Genomic DNA, 16,373 nt, shown 5'->3' on the forward strand with positions numbered 1-16,373 from the left:
GGGCGTTGGGGCGGGAGTTAAGGTAGCGCGTGATTTCCAAGGTGCTGGTGGCCAATCGCGGGGAGATCGCGATTCGCGCGTTCCGCGCTGCGTACGAGATGGGGATTGCCACCGTCGCGGTCTATCCGTATGAGGATCGCAACTCTCTGCACCGGTTGAAGGCCGACGAGTCGTATCAGATCGGTGAACAGGGTCACCCGGTGCGGGCGTACCTGTCGGTCGACGAGATCATCCGCGTCGCACAGCACGCAGGCGCCGACGCGGTCTATCCGGGTTACGGCTTCCTGTCGGAGAATCCCGAGCTGGCCGCCGCGTGCGCCGCGGCGGGCATCACGTTCGTCGGGCCGAGCGCCGAAGTGCTGGAGCTGACCGGCAACAAGTCACGGGCGATCGAGGCCGCGCGCGCTGCGGGTCTGCCGGTATTGCGGTCGTCTGCGCCGTCGGCGTCAGTCGACGAGTTGGTCGCCGCCGCAGGCGACATGGAATTCCCGGTGTTCGTCAAGGCGGTCTCCGGCGGCGGCGGCCGCGGCATGCGCCGGGTCACCGACCCCGCCGCGCTGCCCGAGGCGATCGAGGCGGCCAGCCGTGAGGCCGAGTCGGCGTTCGGCGACCCGACGGTGTACCTCGAGCAGGCGGTGCTCAACCCGCGCCACATCGAGGTGCAGATCCTGGCCGACAACCGCGGCAACGTCATGCACCTGTTCGAACGCGACTGCAGCGTGCAGCGTCGCCATCAGAAGGTCATCGAGCTGGCCCCGGCGCCCAACCTGCCCGAGGAACTGCGCCAGCGGATCTGTGCGGACGCGGTGGCGTTCGCGCGGCAGATCAACTACGCGTGCGCGGGCACTGTCGAATTCCTGCTCGACGAGCGCGGCCATCACGTGTTCATCGAGATGAACCCTCGAATTCAGGTGGAGCACACCGTCACCGAGGAGATCACCGATGTCGACCTAGTGGCGAGCCAGTTGCGGATCGCGTCGGGGGAGACGCTGGCCGATCTCGGGCTGAGCCAGGACATGTTGACGGTGCGTGGAGCTGCTATGCAGTGCCGAATCACCACCGAGGATCCCGCCAACGGCTTCCGCCCCGACACCGGCCGCATCACCGGCTACCGTTCACCCGGCGGCGCAGGCATCCGGCTTGACGGTGGCACCAATCTGGGTGCGGAGATCGGTGCCCATTTCGACTCGATGCTGGTCAAACTGACCTGCCGCGGGCGCGATTTCCATGCGGCAGTCGCGCGGGCCAATCGAGCGCTTGCCGAGTTCCGGATTCGCGGCGTATCAACGAACATCCCGTTCTTGCAGGCGGTGGTGGACGACCCAGACTTCCGGGCGGGCCGGGTGAACACCTCGTTCATCGACGAGCGCCCGCACCTGCTGACCGCTCGCACGCCCGCGGACCGCGGCACCAAGATCCTCAACTACCTCGCCGAGGTCACGGTCAACAAGCCGCACGGGGACCGGCCGTCGACGGTGTATCCGCACGAGAAGCTTCCGGCGATCGACCTCGACGCGATGCCGGCGCGCGGATCGAAACACCTGCTGACCGAGATCGGGCCGGAAGGGTTCGCCCGCTGGCTGCGTGAGAACAAGTCCGTCGGCGTCACCGATACGACGTTCCGCGATGCGCACCAGTCGCTGCTGGCGACCCGGCTGCGCACCACCGGGCTGCTGATGGTCGCGCCCTACATCGCCCGCATGACCCCGCAGTTGCTTTCCATCGAGTGCTGGGGCGGAGCGACTTACGATGTGGCGCTTCGGTTCTTGAAAGAAGATCCGTGGGAGCGGCTGGCTGCGCTTCGCGAGGCGGTGCCCAACATCTGTCTGCAGATGCTGTTGCGCGGTCGAAACACCGTGGGCTACACGCCGTATCCGGAATCGGTGACACACGCGTTCGTGCAGGAAGCCACCGCCACGGGCATCGATATCTATCGCATCTTCGACGCGCTGAACAATGTCGAGTCGATGCGGCCCGCGATCGACGCCGTGCGCGAAACCGGCACGGCGGTGGCCGAAGTCGCGATGAGCTACACCGGAGATCTGTCCGATCCAGGCGAAAACCTGTATACGCTCGACTATTACCTCAAGCTCGCCGAGCAGATCGTCGACGCCGGCGCGCATGTGCTGGCCATCAAGGACATGGCCGGTCTACTGCGGCCGCAGGCGGCCCATCAGTTGATCAGCGCGCTGCGCAGCCGGTTCGACCTGCCGGTACATGTGCACACACACGACACCCCGGGCGGACAGCTGGCGACGTATTTGGCGGCCTGGCAGGCCGGGGCCAATGCCGTCGACGGGGCCGCGGCGCCACTGGCCGGCACCACCAGCCAGCCCGCACTGTCCTCGATCGTGGCCGCGGCAGCGCACACCGAATACGACACCGGACTTTCCCTGTCCGCGGTGTGCGACCTCGAGCCGTACTGGGAGGCGCTGCGAAAGGTCTACGCGCCGTTCGAATCTGGGCTGCCGGCCCCGACCGGTCGGGTGTACACCCACGAGATCCCCGGTGGGCAGTTGTCGAATCTGCGGCAGCAGGCGATCGCCCTGGGGTTCGGTGACCGCTTCGAGGAGATCGAGGCGAACTACGCCGCCGCGGATCGCGTGCTTGGCCGGCTGGTGAAGGTCACACCGTCGTCGAAGGTGGTCGGCGACCTCGCGTTGGCGCTGTTAGGTGCTGGTGTGAGCGCCGACGAATTCGCCGCGGACCCAGCACGTTTCGACATCCCGGATTCGGTGATCGGGTTCCTTCGCGGTGAGCTCGGTGACCCGCCGGGTGGCTGGCCGGAACCGTTGCGCAGCAAGGCGCTTGCAGGCCGCCCACCGGCCAAGCCCCAGGCCGAGCTCAGCAGTGAGGATGAGGCGGTGCTCGCATTGTCGGGACCCAAGCGTCAGGCCGCACTGAATCGGTTGCTGTTCCCCGGGCCGACAAAGGAATTCGAGGCTCATCGCGAACTGTACGGCGACACCTCGAGTTTGAGCGCCAACCAATTCTTCTATGGCCTGCGGCACGGCGAAGAGCACCGCGTGCGTCTCGAGCGTGGAGTCGAGCTGCTGATCGGTCTGGAGGCGATCTCCGATCCCGACGAACGCGGCATGCGCACGGTGATGTGCATCATCAACGGCCAGCTTCGCCCTGTGGTCGTGCGTGACCGCAGCATTGCCAGCGAGGTACCGGCGGCCGAGAAGGCCGATCGGTCGAACCCCGATCACGTCGCTGCGCCGTTCGCCGGCGTCGTCACCGTCAGTATCGAGGTCGGCGACCAGGTCGACGCCGGGCAGACCATCGCCACCATCGAAGCGATGAAGATGGAGGCCGCGATCACCGCACCGAAGGCGGGCAAGGTCAGCCGCGTTGCGGTATCGACCACCGCACAGGTCGAAGGTGGCGACCTGCTGGCGGTGGTCAGCTGAGCCGGATCGTCGCCGGCACGCTCGGTGGCCGGCGAATTGCCGTGCCGCGCAGCGGAACCCGTCCGACCACCGACAGAGTGCGCGAATCGCTGTTCAACGTGCTGGATGCGCGCATCGACCTGACCGATCTGTCGGTGCTTGACCTGTACGCGGGATCCGGCGCATTGGGCCTCGAGGCGCTGTCGCGCGGCGCGGCGTCGGCGATGTTTGTCGAATCCGATGCCAGGGCGGTATCCGTCATCGCTGAAAACGTCGCCGCTCTCGGGGTGCACGGGGCGACGGTGCGACGCGGCGCGGTCGCCGCGGTGCTGGCCGCCGGCACGAATAAACCAGTCGATCTGGTGCTGGCCGACCCGCCCTACGAAGTGACAGCGGCCGAAATCGAAGGCGTGCTCGCTGCATTGGGCAATGGGGGATGGGTGGCAGCCGGGACGGTCGTCGTCGTCGAGCGTGGCGTGTCAGGGCCGTCGCTGACGTGGCCGCAGGGTTGGCAGCCGTGGCCGACGCGACGCTACGGCGACACCCGGCTTGAGATCGCCGAAGTGCTGCGGGATCAACCCGATTCACCCAGCCAGCCGTCGAACCGTCGGTCGTAGTCGCGCGCCACGCGCAAGCTGCGGCCGGTTCCCCGCGTCAACCACCCGAGGTCAACGAATCGACGCGTAAGCACCGCGGGCAGGACGCCTGCCAGATGCGGCCGACGCTGCGTCCAGTCCACGCAGATCCGGGCGAACACCCGCCGCGTCGCGCTCAGTTCTCGCGGATCAATTCCCAAGTCCTCCAATAGGCGACATCCCCGCGGCGTGAGCCGGTGATCCCGGTCGTCGACCATCTGCAACGCCTCAACGGCCAGCAGACGGTCGCGTAGTTCGACTCCTCGCCGGCCGGCGAGGTGGTCGTAACAGGTCCTGGCCTCGGTAAGAGTCTTGGCCGCACGGTCGGTTCGTAGTGATCGCACCGGCGTAGCCGGCGCCAGCTGCGCCAAAGCCTCGACGACGGCCGCAACCCGTGGGCCGGCCAACTCGTGGTAGCGGTGCCTGCCCTGTGCGCGCACCGAAACCAGGTCGCCCTCGACCAATTGGCGCAAATGAGCGGTGGCGGTGGCTGGATGCACTCCCGCGCGGCGGGCAAGCTCACCGGCCGGCAGCGCCTGGCCCTCGGCGAGCGCGGCGAGGATGGCGATGCGGGTGGGGTCGCCGATCAAGGATGCGATGGGCGCGAGATCACGGTCGAGAACGCGCTCCGTGTCCGGCTGTTCGGCCATGCCGCCAGCATTCCACAATCACACTTAGGTCCAGACCAAAGCATTGCGGGCCTACCGTCGGCCCCATGGCTGAACCGACCACCGAACAGATCGAACACATCTTTGCCGCATGGGACGTCGCATTGGGGGCCAAGAACATCGACGCCGCAATAGCGCTCTATCAGCCCGACGCGACATTGGAGAGTCCATTGGTCTGCCATCTGCTCGGCACCGAGCAGGGGGTAGTGCGCGGCCGAGAAGACCTGCGGCACTTCGTGTCCAAGGTCTTCGCCCACCAGCCCGCCAAGCGCCGCCGCTACCGTGCCGGATTCTTGGCAGACGGTTCCCGCGTCATCTGGGAGTATCCGCGGGAGGCGCCCGACGGCGACCAGATGGACATCGTCGAGGTGATGGAGATCCGTGACGGGCTGATCGCTCACCACCGCGTCTACTGGGGCTGGGTCGGCGTGGCAATGCTCATGAACGGGGAGCATTCGACGTAGGCGGTCCGCGTCGAGACCGTTCCGCAGTGGGGCTCCCTGCTAGCGTCGTCACCCATGAGCGGCGCGGTATGCCCGGGATCCTTTGACCCGGTGACCCTGGGCCATATCGACGTTTTCGAACGTGCCTCCGCCCAGTTCGACGAGGTCGTGATCGCCGTGCTCGTCAACCCGAACAAGAAGGGCATGTTCAGCCTCGACGAGCGCATCGCGATGATCGAGGAATCCACGACGCATCTGCCGAACCTGCGCGTCGAGTCCGGTGAAGGCCTCGTCGTCAACTTCGCGAAATCGCGCGGGCTGACCGCGATCGTCAAGGGTCTGCGTACGGGCACCGACTTCGAATACGAGTTGCAGATGGCGCAGATGAACAGACACATCGCCGGGGTGGACACGTTCTTCGTTGCGACCACGCCGCGGTACTCGTTTGTGTCGTCGTCGCTGGCCAAGGAGGTCGCGACGCTGGGCGGTGACGTGTCGGAACTGCTGCCGCAAGCCGTCAACGTGCGCCTGCAGGCCAAGCTCAAGGGTTAACCAGGGTCGTTCTCGGGTAGGCCGGGGGTAGCGCACAGCCCTTTCGCGCCCCAGCCAAGCCCAATGAATGACGGAGGTATCCCCATGGTCGAAACGTTTGTTCAGTCGACCGATGACGTCGTGAAGTTCCTTAAAGACCAGCACAATTTGATCAAGGACATGTTCGAAGAGGTTCTGAGCGCGTCGGAACCGAAGGCACGCGAGAAGGCGTTCGTCGAGCTTCGCCAGTTGCTGGCGGTGCACGAGACCGCCGAGGAGATGGTGGTCCACCCACGCGCGCGCCACGAGGTGGCCGGCGGCGACGAGATCGTCGACGCCCGCTTGAAGGAAGAGCATGCCGCCAAGGAGCACCTCTCGGAGCTCGAGAGCATGGACGTCTCGTCCAAGGAATTCATCACCGAGCTCACCAAGTTCCGCGATGCGGTGATCGACCACGCCGAACACGAGGAAAACGAGGAGTTCAACAAGCTCCAGCGCAAGCTGGACTCCGACGACCTCGGACGGATGGCCAAGGCCGTGCAGGCTGCTCAGGCGATTGCGCCGACCCGTCCGCACGCGGGGGTGGAGTCTGCCAAGGCCAACTTCGCGGTGGGACCTTTTGTGTCCATGCTCGACCGGGCGCGGGACCTTATCGGCGCAGCTATGCGGTAGCGCGCTTCGCTCGAAACTGCGGGGAGATCGCGATCCGGCCAGGATCTGCGATCTCCCTGGGCCCACGCGAAGCCGGGGACAGTCTCGACGGGACCGTCTGTCCGGGTGTTGACATAATGTGCGCGGCGATAATGTCCAGCCGTGCCTGACGTGACCGCAAAGGCGACACACCGGCGTCGGAACCGAGTCACAGACGTAACACCAGGCACACTGGTAACTGTCAACTACGCCTGGAGGGTGTTGCCGTGTACCGAGTCTTTGAAGCGCTCGACGAGTTGGGCGCCATTGTGGAAGAAGCCCGCGGCGTGCCGATGACGGCCGGCTGCGTGGTGCCCCGCGGCGATGTCCTCGAGCTGATCGACGACATCAAGGACGCCATCCCTGGTGAGCTCGACGATGCCCAGGACGTCCTCGATGCGCGTGACGGGATGCTGCGCGAAGCCAAGCAGCACTCCGACCAGATGGTGTCGACGGCCACCACGGAGGCCGACTCGCTGATCAACCACTCGCGCGCCGAAGCCGACAGGCTGCTCGCCGATGCGAAGGCGCAGGCCGACCGGATGGTCGCGGAGGCGCGTCAGCACAGTGAACGCATGGTCGCCGAGGCCCGTGAAGAGGCCAACCGCCTCGCCGCGACGGCCAAGCGCGAGTACGAGGCCAGCGCCGGACGCGCCAAGACCGAGGCCGACCGGCTGATCGAAAACGGCAACCTCGCCTACGAGAAGGCCGTGCAGGAAGGCATCAAGGAACAGCAGCGGCTGGTGTCGCAGACCGAGATCGTCCAGACCGCGACGGCCGAAGCCACCCGGCTGATCGACTCGGCGCACGCCGAGGCCGACCGCCTGCGCGGCGAATGCGACATTTACGTCGACAGCAAGCTGGCCGACTTCGAGGAGTTCCTCAACGGGACGCTTCGCTCGGTGGGCCGCGGCCGCCATCAGCTGCGCACCGCGGCGGGCACGCACGACTACGCGGCGCGCTAGTCGTCCGCTGTTCTCATCGCCGTAAGATCGACATTTATGGCGACGCATGCGAACGGGACGGCGCGCCGCGCCTCACGATCGCCTCTTGTGATCAACATTTCCCGGCTTGGTCGGCGGCCCGGCTCCATGCTGACCTTTCACGAGACGGTGCCCGCTCCGACGCGCATCGGCCTTGACTTGATCGCGATCGAAGAAGGCGCGCCGCTCGAGCTCGATCTGCGGATCGAGTCGGTCTCGGAGGGGGCGCTGGTCACCGGTACCGTCTCGGCCCCGACAGCGGGGGAGTGCGCCCGCTGCCTGACACCGATCACCGGTGATGTGGAGATCGAACTGACCGAGCTGTTCGCCTATCCCGACAGTGCGACCGACGAAACCACCGACGCGGACGAGCTGGGGCGCGTGATTGACGACACGGTCGACCTGCAGCAGCCGATCATCGACGCGGTCGGCATGGCCTTGCCGTTCGCGCCGCTGTGCGGGCCGGACTGTGCCGGGCTGTGCCCCCAGTGCGGCGTGCCGCTGGCCACCGCCGAGCCCGGACATGGGCACGAGCAGATCGACCCGCGCTGGGCCAAGCTCGCCGGCATGGTCGATCGGGACGATACGTGACGGCTGATCGCGCGCCCTTGCTCGAAGCGCTGGGCGTCGACCTGCCCGACGAGCTGCTGACCATCGCACTGACCCACCGCAGTTACTCCTATGAAAACGGCGGGCTGCCCACCAACGAGCGGCTGGAATTCCTCGGCGACGCTGTGCTCGGGCTGACCATCACCGAAGAGCTTTACCACCGGCATCCCGATCGCTCCGAGGGCGACCTGGCCAAGCTGCGGGCCAGCATCGTCAACACCCACGCGCTCGCCGATGTGGGGCGTCATCTGTCCGATCGCGGTCTTGGCGCCTACCTTCTGCTGGGCAAGGGCGAGGAGAATTCCGGCGGGGCGGATAAGTCGAGCATCCTGGCCGACGGTGTCGAATCCCTGCTGGGCGCAATCTATTTGCAGCATGGGATCGGTATTGCCCGCGAGGTGATCATGAGGCTGTTCCGGTCGCTGTTGGATACCGCGCCGACGCTGGGCGCCGGGTTGGACTGGAAGAGCAGCCTTCAGGAGCTGACCGCGTCCAGGGGCATGGGCTCGCCGACGTATGTCGTGACCTCGACCGGTCCCGACCACGACAAGGAATTCACCGCGACGGTCCTCGTCACCGACGTCGAGTACGGCAAGGGCGTCGGCCGTACGAAGAAGGAGGCCGAACTCAAGGCCGCCTCCGCGGCGTGGAACGCGCTCGCCCCCGCTTCCGGTGTAGATGCCTGAACTTCCCGAAGTCGAAGTCGTTCGGCGGGGCTTGGCGGCTCACGTCGTGGACAAGACCATTGCCGCGGTGCGGGTGCACCACCCGCGTGCGGTGCGCAGGCATGAGGCGGGTCCGGCCGATCTGACCGCGCGCCTGTTGGGCGCGCACATCACCGGCACCGGCCGCCGCGGGAAGTACCTCTGGCTGACGCTGGACGACGGGTCGGCGCTCGTTGTTCATCTCGGGATGAGCGGCCAGATGCTGCTCGGGCCCCTGCCGCGCGAGGATCATCTGCGCATTGCCGCGCTGCTCGACGACGGCACGGCGCTCAGTTTCGTCGACCAACGAACGTTCGGCGGCTGGATGATCGCCGACACGGTCACCGTCGACGGGACCGAGGTGCCAGTGCCCGTCGCGCACCTGGCGCGCGACCCATTGGATCCGCACTTCAATCGCGACGGTGTCGTTACGGTGTTGCGGCGCAAGCATTCTGAGATCAAGCGTCAGCTGCTGGACCAGACCGTGGTGTCGGGCATCGGCAATATCTACGCCGACGAGGCGTTGTGGCGCGCGAAGATCAACGGCGCGCGGCTCGCGTCGTCGCTGACCCGCGCGAAACTGGGTGAGCTGCTCGACGCCGCCGCGCAGGTGATGACCGAAGCTCTTGGGCAGGGCGGAACGTCGTTCGACTCGCTGTATGTGAACGTCAACGGCGAATCGGGCTACTTCGAGCGGTCGTTGGACGCGTACGGCCGCGAGGGTGAGCCGTGCCGCCGCTGCGGCGCCGTGATGCGGCGGGAGAAGTTCATGAACCGCTCGTCGTACTACTGCCCGAAATGCCAACCCCGCCCACGCGTCCGGCGGGAATAAACTGCCGCGAACGTGCGTGTCTGCAGGCGACACGCCGTGCAAATACAGCATTTTGCGCACGCTCGCGAAGGAAGGGAAGCCATGACCGAACTGTGGGTTGAGCGCACGGGTGTGCGCCGCTACACCGGCCGCAGCACGCGCGGCGCCGAGGTGCTCGTCGGCAACGAAGACGTCGAGGGCGTCTTCACCCCTGGCGAGCTGATGAAGATCGCGCTGGCGGCCTGCAGCGGCATGGCCAGCGACGCGCCGCTGCAACGCCGTCTCGGCGACGACTACAAGGCGACGATCAAGGTGTCGGGGTCCGCCGACCGCGAGCAGGAGCGCTACCCGCTGCTCGAAGAGCGCATGGAGCTTGATCTGTCCGGGCTGTCCGAGGACGAGGTGGCGCGGGTGCTGACGGTTGTCGAGCGGGCCATCGATCAGGTGTGCACCGTCGGCCGCACCCTGAAATCTGGGACCAAAGTGACGTTTGAGGTCAGTGATGCAGGAGTTAGCTGAGACGAGGCTCACTGCTTGGGTGCACGGCTACGTCCAGGGCGTCGGATTCCGCTGGTGGACACGCTCGCGCGCACTGGAACTCGGCCTCACCGGATTCGCCTCCAACAGGCCGGATGGCCGTGTTCAGGTGGTCGCGCAAGGGCCCCGCGATGCCTGCCAGCGATTGCTTGACCTGCTGGAAAGCGGCAACACTCCCGGGCACGTCGACAAAGTGGTCGCAGACTGGTCAGAACCGGGCGACTCGCTCGAAGGGTTCACCGAACGTTAGCCTGCGCGACGGTAGTGTGGCACGTCGTGCACCTCAAGAGTCTGACGCTGAAGGGCTTCAAGTCCTTTGCCGCACCGACGACTCTGCGCTTCGAACCGGGCATCACGTGCGTCGTCGGTCCCAATGGTTCGGGTAAGTCGAATGTCGTCGACGCGCTCACCTGGGTGATGGGTGAACACAGCGCCAAGACCCTGCGCGGCGGCAAGATGGAGGACGTCATCTTCGCCGGGACGTCGTCGCGCGCCCCGCTCGGCCGCGCCGAGGTAACCGTCACGATCGACAACTCGGACAACGCGCTGCCGATTGAGTACTCCGAGGTGTCGATCACCCGCCGGATGTTCCGCGACGGCGGCAGCGAATACGAAATCAACGGCACCAGTTGCCGTTTGATGGATGTGCAGGAACTGCTGAGCGACTCCGGCATCGGCCGCGAGATGCATGTCATCGTCGGCCAGGGCAAGCTCAACGAGATCCTCGAATCGCGCCCGGAGGATCGCCGCGCATTCATCGAAGAAGCCGCCGGTGTGCTCAAGCACCGCAAGCGCAAGGAAAAGGCGGTCCGCAAGCTCGACGCGATGTCGGCAAATCTGGCCCGGCTGACCGACCTGACGACCGAGCTTCGCCGACAGCTCAAACCTCTTGGCCGCCAAGCCGAGATGGCCCGTCGCGCCCAGACCATCCAGGCCGACCTGCGCGACGCCCGGCTGCGGCTGGCCGCCGACGACTTGGTCACGCGGCGAGCGGAATTCGAGAACACCAACCAGGCCGAGACGACGCTTCGCCGCGAACACGACGAGCTGACCACCCGACTCGAAGCCAGATCCGTCGAGCTCGAAGCCCACGAGTCCGCCGTCAACAGCCTCAGCGAGCGCACAGACCAGGCCCAGCAGACCTGGTTCCGGCTCTCGGCGCTGGCCGAGCGCGTCAGCGCGACGGTGCGCATCGCCAGCGAGCGCGCACAACACCTCGACACCGAGCCCGAAACGTCCAGCGGCCCTGACCCCGATGCGCTCGACGCCCAGGCCGAGGAGGTCGCCGCTCGGGAACGCCAGCTCCTCGACGAGCTGGCCGAATCCCGCAGCCGGCTCGAAGCGGCCCGCACCGAACTCACCGAGCGTGAGCGCCTCGCGGCCGAGGCCGAACGCGCCCACATGGCCGCCGCCCGTGCCGAGGCCGACCGCCGCGAAGGTCTGGCCCGGCTGTCCGGACAGGTCGACACCATGCGCACGCGTGTCGAGTCGATCGACGAGACCGTGGCGCGCATGTCGGTCGGCATCGAGGACGCTGCGGCCAAAGCCCAGCAGATGCAGGCCGAGTTCGAGACCATCCAGGGCCGCGTCGGTGAACTCGACGCCGGCGAGGTCGGCCTCGACGAGCACCACGACCGCACGGTGTCCGCGCTGCGACTGGCTGACGAGCGCGTCGCCGAACTGCAGGCGGCCGAGCGCGGCGCCGAACGTCAGGTCGCGTCGTTGCGTGCACGTATCGAGGCGCTCTCCGTCGGATTGGACCGTAAGGACGGCGCGGCGTGGCTGCAGCGAAACCACGGTGGCGCAGGGCTTTTCGGCTCACTTGCCAACTTGATCAAGGTGCAGCCCGGCTACGAGGCAGCAGTAGCGGCCGTCCTGGGCGCCGCCGCAGACGCCGTCGCCGCCGAGAACTTCAGCGCGGCCCGATCAGCGGTCGCGGCGTTGAAGGAGTCCGACGGCGGCCGCGCGGCGATCGTGCTCGGCGACTGGCCGAATCACGTGGAGCCTTCGGCGGGACCGCTGCCCGATGGCGCGGTCTGGGCGGTGCATCGGGTGGAAGCGCCGACGCGGCTGCAGGGCGCAATCACCGCCATGCTGTCCGGCGTCGCGGTGGTCCGCGACCTGTCTGCCGCGCTGGATCTGGTTGCGGCCCGCCCGCAACTGCGAGCCGTCACGAACGACGGTGACCTCGTCGGCGCCGGTTGGGTCAGCGGCGGATCCGATCGCAAGCCGAGCACGCTGGAGATCACCTCGGAGGTCGAGAAGGCGCGCGCCGAGCTGGCCGAGGCCGAGAAGCAGACACGTGAGCTGTCGGCGGCGTTGGCCGGCGCGCTCGAGGAGCAGGCCGCCCGCCAGGACGCCGCGGAGCAGGCGTTGGCCGCGCTCAACGAGTCCGACGCCGCGATCTCGGCGATCTACGAGCAGCTGGGCCGGCTCGGCCAGGACGCCCGTGCCGCCGACGACGAATGGCAGCGGCTGATCCAGCAGCGCAACGAACTCGAGACCGGTCGCAACCAGACCGTCGAGGAACTCGCGCAACTCGAGCAGCGGCTGCACAACGCGCAGCAGGAGCCGACCTTCGAAGCCGAACCCGTCGACCGTCAGGAGTCGATGGCCGCCGCGGAGGTTGCGCGCTCGGCCGAGGTCGAGGCGCGGCTTTCCGTACGCACCGCCGAAGAGCGGGCGAATGCCGTTCGTGGACGGGCAGATTCGCTGCGACGGGCTGCGGCCGCCGAACGCGAAGCTCGCCTGCGTGCGCAACGTGCACGCGAGGCTCGTGAGCACGCCGCAGCTGTTGCCGCCGCGGTAGCGGAGTCGGGCCGCCTTGTCGCACAGCGGCTCAGCGCCGCGGTGGCCGTGGCGTCGCGAGCCCGAGACGCGGTGGCCGCCGAGCGCCAGCACCGCGCTGCGGCATTGGCGAAAACGCGCGAAGAAGTCAACGAACTGGGCGCCAAGATCAACGCGCTCACCGATTCGTTGCACCGTGACGAGGTCGCCAAAGCCCAAGCGGCACTGCGCATCGAGCAGCTCGAGGAGCATGTCCTCGAGCAGTTCGGAATGGCCGCCGCAGACCTGGTCGCCGAATACGGTCCTGACGTACCCCTGCCGCCGTCAGAGTTGGAGATGGCCGAATACGAACAGGCCCGCGAGCGCGGCGAGCAGGTCACCGCCCCTGCGCCCATGCCGTTCGACCGGCCCACGCAGGAACGCCGCGCCAAAAAAGCCGAGCGCGAGCTCAACGAGCTGGGCCGCGTCAACCCGCTGGCTCTCGAGGAGTTCGCCGCGCTGGAGGAGCGTTACAACTTCCTGTCCACTCAGCTCGAGGACGTCAAGGCGGCGCGCAAGGACCTGCTCGACGTCATCGCCGACGTCGACGATCGCATCCTGCAGGTGTTCGCCGAGGCGTATGCCGACGTGGAACGCGAGTTCCGCGAAGTGTTTTCGGCGCTCTTCCCCGGCGGAGAGGGCAGGCTGCTACTCACCGATCCCGACGACATGCTCACCACAGGCATCGAGGTCGAGGCGCGCCCGCCGGGCAAGAAGATCAAGCGGCTCTCTCTGCTGTCCGGTGGTGAGAAGTCGTTGACCGCGGTCGCGATGCTGGTGGCGATCTTCCGCGCCAGGCCGTCGCCGTTCTACGTGATGGACGAGGTCGAAGCCGCGCTCGACGACGTGAACCTGCGCCGGCTGCTGGGGCTGTTCGAACAGCTGCGCAGCCAGTCGCAGCTCATCGTCATCACGCACCAGAAGCCGACGATGGAGGTCGCCGACGCTTTGTATGGCGTGACGATGCGCGACGACGGCATCACCGCGGTGATCAGCCAGCGCATGCGGGGCCAGGAACTCGTCGCCGCCACCAACTAACTTGCGACTTGTGCGTGTTTTCCCGCGCTGAGCGCGGGTTTTCGCACACAGATCATATTTCGGTCACGCCGCGGCGGCGCAACGCCGCCAGATTCGCTGCGCCGCAGCCGTGTAGACAGATCAGCAACTCGTCGATGAACCGCTGCAGCCAATCTTCAACGGCGGCAGGCGATTCGATCGCCGGCGCCAGCAGCGGCCGTGCGACCGCGACCGCGTCGGCGCCCATCGCGAGCGCCTTGGCGGCGTCCATACCGGTGCGGATGCCGCCGGACGCGACGATCTGCACGTCCGGCAGCGTATGCCGGACCTGGAGCACGGCTTCGGCCGTCGGGATGCCCCACTCCGCCAGCGCCGGGTAGCGGATCTCGCCGTAGCGGACGAACTGCTCGACGCGCGCCCACGACGTGCCGCCGGCGCCCGCGACGTCGACCGCAGCGATCGGGCAGTCCACCAATTCGGCCGCGGCGGCAGCGCCGATTCCGTGGCCGACCTCCTTGAGCATCACCGGATAGTCGATCGAGCCGGCGATGTCCCGCAGTCGCGATATCGAGCCGGAGAAGTCGGTGTCGCCCTCGTGCTGCATGGCCTCCTGCAACGGATTCGTATGCACCGCAAGCGCATTCGCTCCTACGCGGTCCAGTGCCTTGACAAGTTCGGGTACCACCACTTCGTTGAGCTGAGCCAATCCGATGTTGCCGATCAGCAGCACGTCGGGCGCAACGTCGCGGACCGCGAACGAGGTCGAGGCCGACTCGTTGTCGAGCATGATGCGCTGCGAACCGAGCATCATGCCCACGCCGAGTTGCTGCGCGGCCGCGGCCAGGTTGCGGTTGATGGTGCCGGACAGCTCGGCGCCCCCGGTCATCGAGCCGATCAGAACCGGTGCGCGCAACCGCGAGCCAAGAAGCGACGTCGACAGGTCGACGCTGCCGAGATCTGTCTGGGTCAGCGCGTTGTACGGCAGCCGATAGCGCTCGAGCCCGGTGGTGACTGTCTGATAGTCGACCGGGTCGGTCAGGCACACGTCGATGTGGCGCCGTTTGCGCGTTTCCATGCCACCGGGGTCGAGCGTCACCGGCTATGCCCCCTGCGACAATGGCGTCGTGTCGGAAGCTCTGTGGATCGCAATCGCGGTCATCGCCGTTCTGGTCGTGGTTGCGCTGGTCGTCGGGCTGGTGCGATACCGGCGTCGACGAATCAACCTGTCGTCTGCAGACACTGCCACTCCCGTCGACCGGTCCGGCGGCTATACGGCGTCATCAGGGATCACGTTTACCCGGTCAGCGCCCGTTGAACCGGTCGAACGCATCGATACCAGCGGGCTCCCCGCCGTCGGCGATGATGCCACCATCCCGCGCGACGCACCGAAACGGCCCATCGCCGACGTGCAGCTCCCGGAAGCACCCGTCGAAGCACCCCCCGAACCAGCCGTCGAGGAGACAGCACCCGACATCGGCGCCATCGCGCCTCCAGAGGGCAGGCTGGACCGCCTTCGGGGTCGGCTGGCCAAGTCGCAGAACAGCCTGGGCCGCAGCATGCTGGGCCTGCTCGGCGGCGGTGACCTCGACGAGGACTCGTGGGAGGCCGTCGAAGACACCCTGCTGATCGCGGACCTGGGGCCCGTCGTGACCGAGTCCGTCGTCAGCTCGCTGCGCTCACGGCTGGCCAGCAGCGCCGTGCGCACAGAAACTGATGCCCGCGCGGTACTGCGAGAGGTCTTGATCGAGGCGCTGCACCCCGACTTGGACCGCTCCATCAAGGCGCTGCCGCACGACGACAAGCCGTCGGTGCTGCTCGTGGTCGGTGTGAACGGCACCGGCAAGACCACGACGGTCGGCAAGCTGGCCCGTGTGCTGGTCGCCGACGGCCGCAGAGTCGTGCTCGGCGCCGCCGACACCTTCCGCGCCGCCGCTGCCCATCAGCTGGAGTCCTGGGCCTCACGCGTCGGCGCGCAGGTCGTCGCCGGGGCCGAGGGTGCTGACCCTGCCTCCGTGGCATTCGACGCGGTCGACAAGGGAATCGAATCCGGCGCCGACGTCGTCGTTATCGACACCGCCGGCCGGCTGCACACCAAGACCGGTCTGATGGACGAACTGGGCAAGGTCAAACGAGTGGTCAGCCGGCGCGCCGAAGTCGACGAGGTGCTGCTGGTGCTCGACGCGACGATCGGGCAGAACGGCCTACCGCAGGCCCGAGTGTTTGCCGAGGTCGTCGACATCACCGGCGTCGTGCTGACCAAACTCGACGGCACGGCAAAGGGCGGGATCGTGTTCCGGGTGCAGCAGGAGTTGGGTGTCCCGGTGAAGCTCGTCGGTCTTGGCGAAGGCCCCGACGATCTCGCCCCATTTGAGCCCGCGGCGTTCGTCGATGCGCTGCTCGGGTAACAAAGGCTCGTCAAGAAACACGTGATGTAACACCGTCGAAACGTCGTCGGCGTATCCGTTCACACGAGCGAAACACCGCAGCGTCTTAGACGAAACAACCACTCAGCATTGTCTTGCAACAG

The 16,373-nt window shown here is 67.1% G+C and carries 15 protein-coding genes; 13 read left to right on the plus strand and 2 right to left on the minus strand.

Features of this window, described 5'->3' with window-relative positions; translation table 11 throughout:
• Positions 1-29 precede the first annotated feature (29 nt).
• Entirely contained in the window at positions 30-3,413 is a 3,384-nt protein-coding gene (locus ACWW36_RS18675; protein ID WP_456137466.1) for a pyruvate carboxylase, read from the plus strand.
• Positions 3,410-4,009 (plus strand): 16S rRNA (guanine(966)-N(2))-methyltransferase RsmD, encoded by a 600-nt coding sequence (gene rsmD, locus ACWW36_RS18680; protein ID WP_456142549.1) that lies wholly within the window; start codon positions 3,410-3,412, stop codon positions 4,007-4,009. The genes ACWW36_RS18675 and rsmD overlap by 4 nt, the downstream gene beginning before the upstream one ends.
• Here rsmD and ACWW36_RS18685 read toward each other — a convergent pair.
• A complete protein-coding gene (locus tag ACWW36_RS18685) occupies positions 3,967-4,677 on the minus strand; it encodes an ArsR/SmtB family transcription factor (protein ID WP_456137467.1) in 711 nt (236 codons plus the stop codon). The two genes, rsmD and ACWW36_RS18685, sit on opposite strands and share 43 nt — an antisense overlap.
• Before the next feature lie 65 nt (positions 4,678-4,742).
• Between ACWW36_RS18685 and ACWW36_RS18690 the strand changes: the two genes are divergently transcribed.
• From ACWW36_RS18690 to smc, 10 genes are all read left to right on the plus strand, one after another.
• Complete coding sequence (locus ACWW36_RS18690) at positions 4,743-5,159, plus strand: nuclear transport factor 2 family protein (RefSeq protein WP_456137468.1); 417 nt, start codon at positions 4,743-4,745, stop codon at positions 5,157-5,159.
• 54 nt (positions 5,160-5,213) lie between these two features.
• Positions 5,214-5,690, plus strand: coding sequence for a pantetheine-phosphate adenylyltransferase (gene coaD, locus ACWW36_RS18695; RefSeq protein WP_456137469.1), 477 nt, complete (start codon positions 5,214-5,216; stop codon positions 5,688-5,690).
• A gap of 84 nt (positions 5,691-5,774) precedes the next feature.
• On the plus strand, positions 5,775-6,341 hold the full coding sequence (locus tag ACWW36_RS18700; RefSeq protein WP_456137470.1) for a hemerythrin domain-containing protein: 567 nt from the start codon (positions 5,775-5,777) through the stop codon (positions 6,339-6,341).
• Between the two features lie 245 nt (positions 6,342-6,586).
• Positions 6,587-7,324 (plus strand): cell division protein SepIVA, encoded by a 738-nt coding sequence (sepIVA, locus tag ACWW36_RS18705; protein WP_456137471.1) that lies wholly within the window; start codon positions 6,587-6,589, stop codon positions 7,322-7,324.
• Between the two features lie 36 nt (positions 7,325-7,360).
• Complete coding sequence (locus tag ACWW36_RS18710) at positions 7,361-7,933, plus strand: YceD family protein (protein ID WP_456137472.1); 573 nt, start codon at positions 7,361-7,363, stop codon at positions 7,931-7,933.
• Entirely contained in the window at positions 7,930-8,637 is a 708-nt protein-coding gene (gene rnc / locus ACWW36_RS18715; RefSeq protein WP_456137473.1) for a ribonuclease III, read from the plus strand. Before ACWW36_RS18710 ends, rnc begins: the two co-directional genes overlap by 4 nt.
• The gene (gene mutM, locus ACWW36_RS18720) at positions 8,630-9,487 is read left to right on the plus strand and encodes a bifunctional DNA-formamidopyrimidine glycosylase/DNA-(apurinic or apyrimidinic site) lyase (protein ID WP_456137474.1); all 858 of its coding nucleotides are present in this window, start codon (positions 8,630-8,632) and stop codon (positions 9,485-9,487) included. Before rnc ends, mutM begins: the two co-directional genes overlap by 8 nt.
• An 81-nt stretch (positions 9,488-9,568) precedes the next feature.
• Positions 9,569-9,985 carry an OsmC family protein gene (locus ACWW36_RS18725; protein ID WP_456137475.1) on the plus strand — a complete coding sequence of 139 codons (417 nt, stop codon included), beginning with the start codon at positions 9,569-9,571 and terminating at the stop codon, positions 9,983-9,985.
• On the plus strand, positions 9,969-10,253 hold the full coding sequence (locus ACWW36_RS18730) for an acylphosphatase (RefSeq protein ID WP_456137476.1): 285 nt from the start codon (positions 9,969-9,971) through the stop codon (positions 10,251-10,253). Before ACWW36_RS18725 ends, ACWW36_RS18730 begins: the two co-directional genes overlap by 17 nt.
• 26 nt (positions 10,254-10,279) lie before the next feature.
• A complete protein-coding gene (gene smc / locus ACWW36_RS18735; protein WP_456137477.1) occupies positions 10,280-13,867 on the plus strand; it encodes a chromosome segregation protein SMC in 3,588 nt (1,195 codons plus the stop codon).
• Positions 13,868-13,919: 52 nt separating this feature from the next.
• On the opposite strand, the gene fni is transcribed toward smc, so the two are convergent.
• Positions 13,920-14,921 carry a type 2 isopentenyl-diphosphate Delta-isomerase gene (gene fni / locus ACWW36_RS18740; protein ID WP_456142550.1) on the minus strand — a complete coding sequence of 334 codons (1,002 nt, stop codon included), beginning with the start codon at positions 14,919-14,921 and terminating at the stop codon, positions 13,920-13,922.
• A gap of 49 nt (positions 14,922-14,970) precedes the next feature.
• On the opposite strand from fni, the gene ftsY reads away from it, so the two are divergent.
• Positions 14,971-16,251 (plus strand): signal recognition particle-docking protein FtsY, encoded by a 1,281-nt coding sequence (gene ftsY / locus ACWW36_RS18745; RefSeq protein WP_456137478.1) that lies wholly within the window; start codon positions 14,971-14,973, stop codon positions 16,249-16,251.
• Positions 16,252-16,373 lie beyond the last annotated feature (122 nt).

The sequence above is a fragment of the Mycobacterium sp. MMS18-G62 genome, from assembly GCF_053877835.1.

What these genes read in the sequence shown, in the direction of transcription:
- ACWW36_RS18725 (WP_456137475.1), top strand. Translation starts at nt 9,569, where the DNA reads ATGACCGAACTGTGGGTTGAGCGCACGGGTGTGCGCCGCTACACCGGC.
- fni (WP_456142550.1), bottom strand. Translation starts at nt 14,921, where the DNA reads ATGGAAACGCGCAAACGGCGCCACATCGACGTGTGCCTGACCGACCCG.
- mutM (WP_456137474.1), top strand. Translation starts at nt 8,630, where the DNA reads ATGCCTGAACTTCCCGAAGTCGAAGTCGTTCGGCGGGGCTTGGCGGCT.
- ACWW36_RS18685 (WP_456137467.1), bottom strand. Translation starts at nt 4,677, where the DNA reads ATGGCCGAACAGCCGGACACGGAGCGCGTTCTCGACCGTGATCTCGCG.
- coaD (WP_456137469.1), top strand. Translation starts at nt 5,214, where the DNA reads ATGAGCGGCGCGGTATGCCCGGGATCCTTTGACCCGGTGACCCTGGGC.
- ACWW36_RS18690 (WP_456137468.1), top strand. Translation starts at nt 4,743, where the DNA reads ATGGCTGAACCGACCACCGAACAGATCGAACACATCTTTGCCGCATGG.
- ACWW36_RS18710 (WP_456137472.1), top strand. Translation starts at nt 7,361, where the DNA reads ATGGCGACGCATGCGAACGGGACGGCGCGCCGCGCCTCACGATCGCCT.
- ACWW36_RS18700 (WP_456137470.1), top strand. Translation starts at nt 5,775, where the DNA reads ATGGTCGAAACGTTTGTTCAGTCGACCGATGACGTCGTGAAGTTCCTT.
- ACWW36_RS18730 (WP_456137476.1), top strand. Translation starts at nt 9,969, where the DNA reads ATGCAGGAGTTAGCTGAGACGAGGCTCACTGCTTGGGTGCACGGCTAC.